A 12,768-nucleotide genomic window follows, 5' to 3' on the forward strand; every position below is an offset into this window, starting at 1 on the left:
AGACAGTGCTCATTTTTACGGTGGTGCTGTTCGGATTCGCCATGCTCATGGTAGTGGGGCTCTCGCGCGTCATCACGAATCCCATCAACGAATCGATCGATTTCGCATGGGGTTTCGCAAAAGGCGACCTGGGACGCAGGATTATCAATTACAACGATGACGAGATCGGCAGGCTGCAAAGCGCCCTCAACAGCCTCGCGGACGCCCTGCAGGACAAGATTAACGGGTTCCTGCTCGAACAAAACAAGCTCGCGGCGACGGTCCAGAGCATCCACGAAGGGATCGCGCTGATCGACACCAGGAAGCGGATCGTGCTCCATAACCGCGCGTTCAGCTCGTTCCTTACCATCGACCAGGAAATCCTCGATAGAAATTATTACGAGGCGATACGATCGAGTTCCCTCAACGCCAAGATCGAATATGCCTTATCGAGCTCCGTTCCCTGCTCGTTCGAAGAGGAGTTGCGCAGCGGAATCACCTGCGAAATTTATATCACCCCGATCTCAGGGGAACATGAGCTCAACGGGGTGCTCATCGTGCTTCACGATGTGACGGAACGCAAGCGCATCGTAAAACTGAAAACCGAGCTCGTAGGAAACCTCTCACACGAGCTAAAGACACCCATCACCATTCTGAAGGGATATCTTGAAACGTTGCGGGAAAACCGGTGCGACAAGGACACCATCGGCGAGCTGATCGATAAGGCGCTGGCGAGTGTCGAAAGGCAGAACTCGATAATCAACGATATGCTCAAGCTGAACATGCTCGAGACGACGCGGGCCTTCCAGGACGAGGACGTCGACCTGCGCGATGTTATCGAGAACTGCCTGAATATACTTACCCCGAAAGTCCGCGAGAAACGAATCGTGGTCGCCGCGCAGCTTGACGCGCTTCCGGGAGCCATCCGGGCGAACCGGTTCCTCGCCGAGGAGATCCTTTTTAACATCATCGATAACGGCATTAATTATAACCGGGATGACGGCAGCCTGACTATTGTCGCGCAGTTGCAGCACCGCAGGCTGGCGCTTGAAATCTCCGATACGGGGATCGGCATACCCCCCGAATCATTGGACAGGGTTTTCGAAAGATTTTACAGGGTAAACAAGAGCAGGTCGAGGGCGACAGGCGGAACCGGGCTTGGCCTCTCGATAGTGAAACACGCCGCAGAGCTGATCGCCTGGCAAATCTCGGTTAAATCGACGGAATCGGGATCCACGTTTACCATTGAGATTCCCATTGAGGAATAAACGCGCGGCCTATGCATGCGCGTGGTGACGTATGTCTTTCCCCTGTGCTACAAATACGACGACTTCGCTGATATTGGTGGCATGGTCCGCGATCTTTTCGATGTTGTTTGCGATGAGGATCAGGCTCGTTGCCACCTTGACGGACGATGAGTTTTTCTCCATCATCTCAACCAGTTCGTTTACGATGGTATCCCGAAGGCGGTTGACCTGATCATCCCGGTAAAGGATATGATGCGCGGCGTCGACATCCAGGGTCGCGAAGGCATTCAGGCTTTCCTTGAACATGCTTCGGGCCATTTCGGCCATTCGCGGCATGTCGACGAAGGGCTTGATCGCCTCCTGCTCCAGGACGCGCGAGACCCGGTGCGTAATGCTGATCGCATGGTCCCCGACCCTCTCCAGCTCGGCATTGATTTTCGAGACCCCCATGAGAAAACGCAGGTCGGAGGCCGTGGGCTGGTGCAGCGCAATCAGCCTGAGCACGTGCTCGTCGATCTCCATCTGCATTCGGTTTACCAGGGCTTCATTCTGCCTGATCGTTTCGAATTGCGACATGTCGTGTTCGAAAAGCGACCGGAATACCTCCTGCACCATCGATTCCGCGATGCCGCTCATCTTGATTATCTGGCCCTTCAGGGCCACCAGTTCTTCGTCAAAATGCCTGTCCATTATTCCCCTCTCCAATGCTTGAAAATACAGCCATATCAACCATACCGGCCCGTGATGTAATCCTGCGTTTTTTTATCCTTCGGGTTGGTGAAAATCTCCGCAGTTTTATCGAATTCTATCATGCTTCCCAGGAACATGTATCCGCAAAGGTCCGAAATCCTCGACGCCTGCTGCATATTATGCGTCACGATAACTATATTATACTGCTTTTTCAGGTCCAGCATCAACTCCTCGATCTTCATCGTGGCGATCGGATCGAGCGCGGAGCACGGTTCGTCCATGAGAATCACCTCGGGCTCGACCGCCAGCAGCCGCGCAACGCAAAGCCGCTGCTGCTGGTAGAGCGGCAGCTTGAGCGCCGATTCGGAAAATTTATCCTTTAGCTCTTCCCATAATCCCGCGGCTACCAGGCTTTTTTCGACTTTTTCCTGTATGGCTTTCCTGTTGTCTATTTTCGCGACGCGAAGGCCGAATGCGACGTTCTCAAAGACCGAGAGGGGGAAAGGGTTTGGCCGCTGGAACACCATGCCGACACGTTTTCGCAGTTCGTAAAGATCCATCCCCTGCTTGTAGATATTCGAGCCCTCGAGGAGCACCTCGCCGGTTATACGGACTCCTTCAATCAGGTCGTTCATTCGATTGAGACATCTGAGAAGTGTGGACTTTCCGCACCCCGACGGACCGATCAGGGCGATGATATTCTTACCCCCCACCGTCATATCCACCGACTTGAGCGCCTGGAAGTCGCCGTAATAGAGGTCCAGGTTGCGGATTTCCATTTTATTATCGATCATGTGAACGGCCCTCACCCGAAACGCCCGGTAATATAATCGTTGGTCCGTTTATCCCGGGGAATCGTGAAAATCTCCTCTGTGGGTCCATACTCGACCAGTTCGCTCATGAGGAAAAACGCGGTGTTGTCGGCGATTCGCGCGGCCTGTTTCGTATTATTGGTAACGAGTATGATCGTGTAATCCTTTTTCAGGACGGTCAGCGCGTGCTCGATCTCCGCGGTGGAAATGGGATCCAATCCGGAACACGGCTCGTCGAGTAAAATTACCTCGGGTTCCATAGCAAGCACGCGCGCAAGGCATAATCTCTGCTGCTGTCCCCCGGACAGGCGCATGGCCGAGCTCTTCAGGCGATCCTTAACCTCGTCCCAGAGAAACGAAGACTTCAGGCTGCTTTCGACAAGCTGGTCCAGCCTCTCCCTGCTTACGGTCCCTGATAATCCCGGGCCAAAGACGATATTGTCATAAATGGACATGGGCAGGGGAATAGGAAGCGCGAACACGATGCCAATCCGTTTTCGCAGGTCTACCGGGTCAAGATTGGGATGATAAATATCCTGATTATCAAGTAATATGCTGCCCTCAATGCGTATTTCAGGGATCAGGTCATTGAGACGGTTCAGGGAACGCAAAAAAACCGTCTTCCCGGACCCCGACGGGCCTATAATTCCCAGGATCTTGTTCACGGGAATTTTCAGGTTGATGGCCCTGAGCGCCTGGACGCGGTTCCAGTACACATTCAAGTTATGTATGCAGATTTTATTCGATTCTGTCATATTATTCGCGGGACATATCCTATTTGAGCTTGTTCGCGATGAACCTGTTCATGATCCAGTAGGACACGAGGTTTATCGTGAGTATCGATATTACCAGTACCGCCGCCGTCGCGTATGCGTTTTCATTGGAGATTCCCTCCCGCGCGAGCAGGTAAAAATGAACCGACATCGTCCGCACCGAATCGAACAACGAATTGGGCAGCCTGAGGGCGGAACCCGCGGTAAAAATTACCGCCGCCGTCTCCCCGATAGACCTTCCCACGCTGAGCATGATCCCGGTCACGATGCCGGGAAGCGCATTGGGAACCACGACCTTGCGCACCGTCTGCCAGCGGGTCGCCCCGAGCGAGTAACTCACTTCCCGGAACGAATGGGGAACCGATTTGATGGCCTCCTCGCTCGTGCGGATTATGGTGGGCATGATCATGAACGCGAGGGTCAAACCGCCGGAGATGATGGACCATCCCATCTTCAGGGTAGTGACGAAAAAGATATACCCGAACAATCCGAATATGATCGAGGGAATTCCGGCCAGGCAATCGGCGCCGAACCGGATGATCCTGGTCAGCCGCGATTCGCGCGTGTACTCGGTGAGGAAAATCGCGGTCCCGACCCCGAGCGGCGTGGCGATGAGGAGCGCGAGGATGGGAAGCGTTATCGTACCGATCAGTATCGGGAATATTCCCCCCGCGCGGCCCATATCCTCGGGATTCGAAAAAATAAAATCGGCGCTGATATGAATAAGCCCTTTTCCGAGCACGAATACGATGATGAAGACGAGTATCCCGAGCGTAAGCAGCGTCGCAACCACGAGGGTGGCGATCGCGGCAACCTGGGTATATCGGGGATGCAGCCTGATCATTTCTTCACCATATTCTTGATGGCCAGATTCGCGGCATAGTTCAGGACCATAATGATGACGAGAAGCACCACTCCCGTCGCGAACAGCGCCTGGCGGTGAATGCCGGTCGCGTATCCCATTTCCAGCGCAATATTCGCGGTGAGCGGACGAACCGAATCCAGCACCGAGGTCGGGATTTTCGCGGCGTTCCCGACAACCATGATCACCGCCATCGTTTCGCCGATCGCCCGCCCCAGTCCCAGGATGATCCCCGCGATTATTCCGGATTTCGCCGCCGGAAGCACCGCCATGTGTATCGTCTGCCAGTGTGTCGCGCCAAGCGCGAATGCGCCCTCCCTGTATGAGTTGGGCACCGCCTTGATCGAATCGATAGATATGCTAAGTATCGTGGGAAGGATCATCACTCCAAGGATGATCGAGGCGGCGAGTATCGATAAACCGGGTCCGCCAAGATATTCCCGAATGATGGGCGCCAGCACCATAACCCCTATGAAACCGTAGACGACGGAGGGAATGCCCGCCAGCAGTTCGATGGTGGGCTTTATTATCCGCATCGCCCAGCGTGGAAGGAACTCGGATAAAAATATCGCGCCCGCCAGTCCCAGCGGCACGCCTATTATAAGGGCGCCGGCGGTCACCCACAGGGAGCCGACGATCATGGCGAATATCCCGAATTTCCCGTTCAGCGGGGACCAGTCAGAAGAAAAAAGGAAATTGCCGGGGCCGATTTTGAAGATGAACGGCAGACCTTCTTTCAATATGAAGAGCACGATGAGCAGGAGCATCGCTATCGCGGAGAAAGCGATGCCGGTAAGAATCCGGCGAATTCCTGCTTCGGATATTAATCGCATAGTCTGGGGAAATAATCCTGGTTATATTCTCTATTTCGCCGGGAGCAGCCCGTTGGCCAGGATCGTTTTTTGACCCTGTTCCGACAGGATGTAGTCGATGAAGCTTTTGCTCAATCCCTGCGGCGCTTCACGGGTCATCAGAAAAACCGGCCTGACGAGCGGATACCGTCCCTTGTTTATTTCCTCGTTAACGCAGGCGACGCCATTAATCAGGAGCGCGCTTATCTTGTCGTTGACCAGGCCGTGCGAGATATAGCCAATGCTGTTGATGTCGTTCGCGACCGTTTCGCGGACCGTTCCGTTCGAATCCTGGATGATCGCCTCTTTGGTCAGGGTGACATTTTTTATGATCGTTTCGAATGACGACCTGGTGCCGGACCCTTCCTCCCTTGAGATCACCGTAACGGCGTGGTCTTTGCCGCCGGCATCTTTCCAGTTCCGGATCTTGCCGTTGTAGATGTCGCGAATCTGGTCGACGGTAAGCGTTTTCACCGTGTTTTTCGGATTGACGACCATCACGATGCCGTCCCGTGCGACTATTACCGTTTTAAGCGTAAGGGCTTCCTTGGGGAGAGTCACCATATCCGCCATCCCGATATCGGCCGCTCCTGAAAGCGTCGCTTGTATGCCGACCGCGGATCCTCCGCCCTGGATCGTGACCGAAGCGCCGGGAGTGCCCGCCATGAACTGGTCGGCAAGTTTCTCCGCGAAGGGTTGAAACGCCGTCGAACCGGCGACGGTTATCGCATTTCCGCTCTTCCCGCACGCGACAAGCCCTAAACCGGCGAGAAATATCATGATCACGAAGAAAATCTTATTGGGATTAAGTTTCATGTTTTGCTCCATCAAGGAAATGTGAATGCAAGGTAAAGGAATGATAAATTCAGTGTTGGAAGCATATTGGGACGGTCGGAAAATTGTCAATTGCATTTTTTGACCGAAGGCGGGCCGTTACGTCAGGGGATTCTAACTGCTCATTTCAATTCACCTATCTTCTCGAGTATCGTTCCCTCGTACGGATACATGCGCATGCGCAGCTCCGTGAAATGCTCCCGGGACGACCGATGGGTCGAAAACAGCACCTTCCACTGCCCCGGCTTTCCCGCATGGAACTCGGTGCTGCCGCGGGTGAAATTAAGCACGACACAGAGCTTTTCCTCCCTGTACGTGCGCGTGAAGGCGAATATTCCCTTGAGCCCCTTTACGAGCGGCTTCCAGTTTCCATGGGACAGCGCCCCGTGACGGTTCCTCAATTCGATGAGGGACCGATAAAAATTAAGCAGGGAGAAGCGGTCCGCGGCCTGCGCCTCCACGTTCACATCCAGGTAGTCGATGCACACCGGCAGCCACACCTTTCCCCCGGTGAAGCCCGCGTTGATCGCCGCCGACCACTGCATCGGCGTGCGCGCCGGGTCCCTGCCCGCGTAGATGGGCCAGAATTTCCTGCCCGCGGGATCCTTTATCTGCGCACGGGGAATCCTCGAATTGCGCATGCCGATCTCCTCCCCGTAATAGAGGAAGGGAGTTCCCCTGAGCGTGAGCAGGAGCATCGCCGTCACCCTCGCCCTCCTGTCCGCGTCCCCCGCCCCGGAATGCCGGTCGTAGTTCCTGGGCTGGTCGTGATTGGAGAACACGTTGCAGGGCCACCCGTTATCCGGAATGCGATTGTACCATTTCCGGATGCAGCGGTAATAGCGCCAGGCGTTGAATCGGCGGTACATTATCGAAAAATCGAACGCCAGGTTCAGCTCGTCCCGTCCGTCCCCCAGGTAGCTCGCCGAAAGGGCCGGATCGCCCGGCGGGTAGCAGAAGACCTCCCCCACGAGCATCCGGTCCCCGTATTCGTCGACCACGCGGCGTAATCCCTTCATGATGTCGTGGGATTCGGGGCGATTGCGGTTGTATTTTTCGAGCCTGTTGCTTAAGGGATAGAAGGAAAAGGGATTGCTGCGAAGCTTCGCGTCCTTGATGAACCAGTTGGCGACGTCAAGCCGGAATCCGTCCACGCCCCGGTCGAGCCAGAAGCGCATCTCGCCGTGCATCGCGTCGCGGAGCTCCGGGTTCCTCCAGTTCACGTCGGGTTGTTCTTTCAGGAAGGAATGCAGATAGAACTGGCCCGTCCCCGCGTGCCATTCCCAGGCGCTCCCCAGGAACGCCGACCTCCAGTTGTTGGGCGACCTGCCCCCGCGGCCGTCATGCCAGATATACCAGTCCCGCCGGGGATTGCCGCGCGAGGAAGAAGACTCCAGGAACCAGGGGTGCAGGTTGGAGGTATGGTTCATCACCATGTCCATGATGATCCTGATTTCCCGGCGGTGCGATTCCCTGAGAAGCGTATCGAAATCGCCCATGGTGCCGAAAACCGGGTCGATCGCGCGATAATCGCTTATATCGTACCCAAAATCGAGCATGGGGGATTTGTTGACGGGCGAGAGCCATATCCCGGCGATGCCCAGCCATGCCAGGTAATCAAGTTTTTGGGTGATCCCGGGAATGTCCCCTATCCCGTCGCCGTTGGAGTCGTAGAAGCTCCGTGGATACACCTGGTACAGGACGCCGTGCTTCCACCAGGTCCGTTCGATCATGGGGCCGATACTCCCGAAGCGTTATGCGGCACTCGTGAGGTCGTTCAGGAACCGTTTAATGATCCTGTCCGGATCGTATTCCTTCGCGCGCTTCAACGATTCCTTTTTGAACGACGCGCGCAGCTTCCTGTCTTTCAGGAACTCGAGTATCCGCGCCGCCATTTCCCCCTTCGTCTTGACGAGGTATCCGTTTATCCCGTCGACGATGATGTCCTTGGGACCCTTGGTCTTGTAGGCGACCACCGGGAGCCCGCACGAGAGCGCTTCTAAAACCACGCACCCGAAGGTGTCGAAGCGCGAGGGCAGGAGCAGCATATCGGCCGCGGAATATACCTCGGGGAGCTTCGCGTGATCGACCCATCCCAGGAACACGGCGTCGGGCATGGCGCGCTTGAGCGCCGCCTCCGCGGGTCCCATCCCCGCGACGACCAGTTTCACATCCGGATACGCGGTCCTTACCTTTTCCATGACGGCCGGCAGTTCCATCACGCCCTTTTCTTCCGATATCCTTCCCGCGAACAGGAGCACGGGCGCGTCTCCGTATACCCCGAACAGGTTCTTCCTGTCCGCGTCCACGGGACGGAACTCCTTCTCCGCCCAGTGCGCGGTGAGGAAGACCCGCGCCGGGTCGAATCCCATGGCGCCCCCCGTGAGCCACTTATGCTGGTCCGTGTTGAGCACGAAGAGCCCGTCGAACGCCTTGTAATAGGTCCGGAGCAGCCGGCGCAGGCGGTCCTTGTTGAGCTCGTCGAAATTGAGCACCTTGTCCGCGAACATCATCCAGTCGGTGTGCACGTAAAAATGCGCGGGAACCGAGTACGCGTATTTCAGGTAGAGCACCACCATGCCCATGGGCCCCTCGGTCGAACAGATGATCCTGCTGTATTCCCCCTCCTTGAACAGCCTGTGGATGTGCAGCAGGTTGGGAATCCTGACCGGCTGCTGTTCGTAGAACGGCATGGTGAGTTCCGATACGGGCGGCACCACGATGAGGTGATCCCCCGACTTAAGCGTACTGCTTGCGACCAGGAAATCGATGGGCAGGTCCTTCCTGCGCACCTCGTCCAGCATCGACGTGAGCACCATGGCCACGCCGTTGGAGTCTTCCAGGGTATCGGTGAGCCACAGGGTTCGCTCGGGATGGCGCAGCGTTCCGTAACGCTCGGCGAATTCTCCCAGCAGGGGCCTGGACTTGTACATGACCCGCGCGCTGGCAAAATAGGCGGCCGCGATGACCGAGGACGCGAGAAACGGAAAGGAGAGCCCGTCAAACAGCTCGGCGAGGTTCACCGTGCTCATCTTCCCGGCGCGCTCGGGCTCGAAATGCTCGAAGAGGCTCCGCATGTGGCTGGGAAGCTCGAAGCGCTCCATGATCTGGTCGACCTTGAGCGTGCCGAAATCGTTGTCCTTGTAGAGCTGGTCAAGCTTCGCCCCGAGGCGTGAAAACAGGAGGCGCTCCAGGCTGTCGTAGATCGCGTGCGTGGCGCGCTCAACTTTTTGCAGCGAGCCCGCGGGGTCGGCCCTGCGCGCCTCGGCGATCGTGGACGCCTCCTGGAACACCTCGCGGTACGCCTTGGGAACGACGAAGCGCTTCCCGAAGCCCGGGACCTTGCCGCTGAAACAGTCGTGGAATATTTTCAGGAAATTGATCGTATGTTTGTGCCGCCTGATCTCCGAAAAGGCGTTGGTCGCGATGAACGAGAGGAGCTTGTCCCGGGTCTCGCCCTTGTGCAGCAGGATATGCAGCATTCCCGGGTCCTCCATCTTGAGCCCTATCTGGCAGAAATAATCCAGGAAGGTTATCGCCATCTTTTCGCTGTCGTTATGCGACCCGAACGGCGCCATGTCTCCCCTGCGAATCGCCTCGAGCGCCAGCGCGGAGCGCACGATATTCGTCCCATGGTTCATCTCCGGGACGTGCAGCCGGACGCCGGTCTGCCCCGTGAAAATACCCATGTGGCTGTCCGAGCCCCCCGCCATGGCTTTTAAATACGGCCTGGAGCAATACGTGCCGGGTGGTATTCCGAATTTTCTCGCGAGCGATTCGATCTTTTCCGGGGTGAGCGATTCGATCCATTCCCTGACCAGCATGTTCTGCCATGAATCGCGCTGGCCGTTAATCACTTCGAAGCGCTCGAACATGAGCGACATCTTGTCGAAAAATTCAAGGGGCGGCCCCCCCGACGATTTGTAGTGGTAGAGCGGATGCGCCCAGATGGTCGGAATATCGTGCTCCAGGGTATATTCCTGGAAGCGGTAAATATCGGACCGGAGCTTCAGGAGCTTCCTTTCCTGTTCGGGTATGAATCCGTACGCGAGGACGTGTATGCCTATTTTGTAATCGGGCACCATGCAGCTGAATTCCGCACCCACGAGCACGTCGATGCCTTTTTCGAGAAGCTGCCAGCAGGAGCGCGCGTTGTTGTGGTTGGTGACGGTGAACACATCGCAGCCGTTGCCCCGCAGCACCTTGATCAGTTGATCGGTCTCAAGCCATGTTTCGGGAACGCCCAGCATTCTTCCGAGAAGCTCGTCCGGAACGTCGCTGTTCCTGTCGTGGCAGTGGAGGTCCATCACCAGGCATTCCTTCTCAGGAAAGCGCCGCTTCTGGCCCTCCAGGAATTCGTCGAGCGTCCGCATCACTTCATTTTTGAAAGCCTGTCCCGAATTCATGCCCGTTCCTCGCTTGATCATGATTGCCGGCCCATGGGGCGGCCCGCTCATTTGCCTCGATAGAGCAACGCTGTAATGATATTCGGATTAAGAATTTGTTAGTTTTCGGTTAATTTTTCCGCGGAGGGGTAACCCGGCCGTTCAGGCCGCTGTTTTCGTCCCCGATGCATATTTAAAGAAGAAGCCGAACACCCGCGCGAGGCGGAACGCCTCTTTGAGCGCATCGGCCCCCAGCGAAACGTCGCCATGGCTGATAAGGGGCGTAATGAGGAGCCTGGACCGGACGCGGTGCTCCGCGAGGCTTTCTTTCAGCAATTGCGATTCTTCGGGGGGGATGACATTGTCCCCCGCCCCGTGTATCAGCGCCACCGATGCCTTGAGTCCCTTCAGCTTGCCCACCACGGAGAGTTCGCGTAAAAGCCTTTTCACCTTGCCGGAATTTTTGACGATCGTGTCCCACTGGACCATCCTGAATTCCGGGTCCGCGATGAGCCTGTCGAACACGATACGCTCCTCCTCGTTCAAACGCTCAAGGTGCCGGGGGAGCAACGGGGCGCCCCGCTTGAGACCGTTGTCGAGGATCGCGGTGCGCAATACGCCGGAAATCTTGCCGGCGAGGCCGGGGACGTGACCGATGAAATTGTGCAGGATGATGAGCCTGCCGTAATCATCGATATCCTGGCGTCCCAGGAGATACCGGATGGCCGAGGTTACGTTGCTGTAGCTCCCCACCACGCAAATGGAATCGACGATGCCCGACACCTCCGGCAGCGCGGCGGCGATGATCGCCATTCCCCCGGAAAAGGACGGGGCGAACAGCGACACCCTGCCGGTGGGGCACAGCGCACGGTCATGCGAGAGGGCCGTGATCGTACCGGCGATTCCCGAAACGGTTTTAAAGCTGATGGCGAACGCGGCGATATCGCTGTAGAACGGCGATACCACGGTATAACCGCACGCGGCGAAGGCCTTGCACACGGCGGCCATCCTGGGGTCCCTGTTCGCGAGGGCGGCCATGCCGTGCACCACGAGGATGGTCCCCTTGCTTTTCCGGGCGCCCGAAGAATAGACGAGTATATCGACGTCCTCGCCGTTGATCCGGAGCCGCAATTCGCGCGCCTGGACCTTTGACGGCTTGAAAACCTGGCTTCGCATGATGAATGAAATGCCCGCAATGAACGATCTCATATCTAACCCCGATCTCCCGGTTTTTCGTGATGTCCCCTTAACCTTGCGCGTGCGGTCACTTTATGAACCGCTCTTCCTTATATGAATTGTTGAGGTTCGAAAGGTCGAGGATGGTGAATACATCCGCGCACTTGAAATTCATATCCACCGCGGGGTCGCCGCACACGCGCGCGCCGAAGTTGAAGTAATCGAGGATGAGCCGGGGCACGAGCTTTTTCGCGGCCTCCCTTATCGACTCCGGTCCCAGGAGATCGATCACCTTCATCGACTCTTCCAGGTTTTTCACCGCGTATTTCTTCCTGGGCTGGACCCCCAGCTCATTCGTATGGAATCCCGAGTTCAGCAGGAAGCGCTGCGCGAGGGCGATCTGCAGCGGTTCTACCGTCATGATGCTCGAGCACCCGAACACGTAGCGCGCGGCGATCTTTCCCATGTACGCGTATATCCCCTCCCAGAGCAGCCCCATCATGTTGCTCCTGCGAAATTCCTTCTTTATGCACGCCCTGCCGATCTCCAGCTTGTTTCCTTCCAATCCGGGAAGGCTTCCCAGGCTGAATTCCGTCTCGGAATAGAATTCCGTCGAGTACACGCTTGAATTCAGCCGGTAGGTTCCCACGCAGGTCCCCGAAAGCTTCTCGAACACCATGAGGTGGTCGCACATGGTGTCGTAGCGGTCCATGTCTATGCCGAAAAGCTTCTTCCTGCCCAGGAGCTCGACGATAAAAACCTCGTGCCGGAGCTTGAGGGCCTGTTCCAGCTCAAATTCGCTTTCGGCCGTTTTTATTATATATTCGCCCTTGTCGATTACCAGGTTCACCTTGGCCTTGAAGCCCGCGAGCTGCAGCATGTAAGGCCGCGCAAAGAGGGCGCCAATACCGTTCTCGAATTTCCCGGTTCCCTGCCCGTAATTCTGCTGTGTATATTCCATTGCACTCCTCCGGATCTGTATTTATCTGTCAGTCGGAAAATAGGCGTAGGGTTTAAATGAAATATGAATAACAAATGAATATTTGAAATAGTTCCCCCTCACCCATATTCATCGACCGCAACGTATTCTTCATTTTTTCTTAATCATTCCTGCATTTGTCCCGGTGACGCTGGCCCCGCAGTAGTGCCCATTTTACTT

Annotated in this window: 11 protein-coding genes; 1 reads left to right on the forward strand and 10 read right to left on the reverse strand. The window is 56.3% G+C overall.

The window, feature by feature from the left end; translation table 11 throughout:
• The coding region (locus EPN93_10060; protein TAL35475.1) for a HAMP domain-containing protein at positions 1-1,247 on the forward strand (1,247 nt) is incomplete at its 5' end.
• Positions 1,248-1,256: 9 nt separating this feature from the next.
• On the opposite strand, the gene phoU is transcribed toward EPN93_10060, so the two are convergent.
• The 10 genes from phoU to EPN93_10110 all read right to left on the reverse strand — a co-directional run bounded on the left by phoU (position 1,257) and on the right by EPN93_10110 (position 12,570).
• Complete coding sequence (phoU, locus tag EPN93_10065) at positions 1,257-1,916, reverse strand: phosphate signaling complex protein PhoU (GenBank protein TAL35476.1); 660 nt, start codon at positions 1,914-1,916, stop codon at positions 1,257-1,259.
• Positions 1,917-1,951: 35 nt separating this feature from the next.
• Complete coding sequence (gene pstB, locus EPN93_10070; protein ID TAL35477.1) at positions 1,952-2,710, reverse strand: phosphate ABC transporter ATP-binding protein; 759 nt, start codon at positions 2,708-2,710, stop codon at positions 1,952-1,954.
• A gap of 11 nt (positions 2,711-2,721) precedes the next feature.
• Positions 2,722-3,483, reverse strand: coding sequence for a phosphate ABC transporter ATP-binding protein (gene pstB, locus EPN93_10075; GenBank protein ID TAL35478.1), 762 nt, complete (start codon positions 3,481-3,483; stop codon positions 2,722-2,724).
• Positions 3,484-3,502: 19 nt separating this feature from the next.
• Positions 3,503-4,345, reverse strand: coding sequence for a phosphate ABC transporter permease PstA (pstA, locus tag EPN93_10080; protein TAL35479.1), 843 nt, complete (start codon positions 4,343-4,345; stop codon positions 3,503-3,505).
• Entirely contained in the window at positions 4,342-5,196 is an 855-nt protein-coding gene (pstC, locus tag EPN93_10085; protein ID TAL35480.1) for a phosphate ABC transporter permease subunit PstC, read from the reverse strand. The genes pstA and pstC overlap by 4 nt, the downstream gene beginning before the upstream one ends.
• Positions 5,197-5,226: 30 nt before the next feature.
• On the reverse strand, positions 5,227-6,126 hold the full coding sequence (locus EPN93_10090; protein TAL35481.1) for a phosphate ABC transporter substrate-binding protein: 900 nt from the start codon (positions 6,124-6,126) through the stop codon (positions 5,227-5,229).
• 44 nt (positions 6,127-6,170) lie between these two features.
• The gene (locus tag EPN93_10095) at positions 6,171-7,781 is read right to left on the reverse strand and encodes an alpha-glucosidase (GenBank protein TAL35482.1); all 1,611 of its coding nucleotides are present in this window, start codon (positions 7,779-7,781) and stop codon (positions 6,171-6,173) included.
• A gap of 21 nt (positions 7,782-7,802) precedes the next feature.
• Complete coding sequence (locus EPN93_10100) at positions 7,803-10,505, reverse strand: glycosyltransferase (protein ID TAL35483.1); 2,703 nt, start codon at positions 10,503-10,505, stop codon at positions 7,803-7,805.
• A 90-nt stretch (positions 10,506-10,595) separates the two neighbouring features.
• Positions 10,596-11,642 (reverse strand): alpha/beta hydrolase, encoded by a 1,047-nt coding sequence (locus EPN93_10105; protein ID TAL35484.1) that lies wholly within the window; start codon positions 11,640-11,642, stop codon positions 10,596-10,598.
• A 55-nt stretch (positions 11,643-11,697) separates the two neighbouring features.
• On the reverse strand, positions 11,698-12,570 hold the full coding sequence (locus EPN93_10110; GenBank protein ID TAL35485.1) for a GNAT family N-acetyltransferase: 873 nt from the start codon (positions 12,568-12,570) through the stop codon (positions 11,698-11,700).
• Positions 12,571-12,768: the final 198 nt, after the last annotated feature.

It is taken from the genome of Spirochaetota bacterium (genome assembly GCA_004297825.1).
Taxonomy (GTDB): Bacteria; Spirochaetota; UBA4802; order UBA4802; family UBA5368; genus FW300-bin19.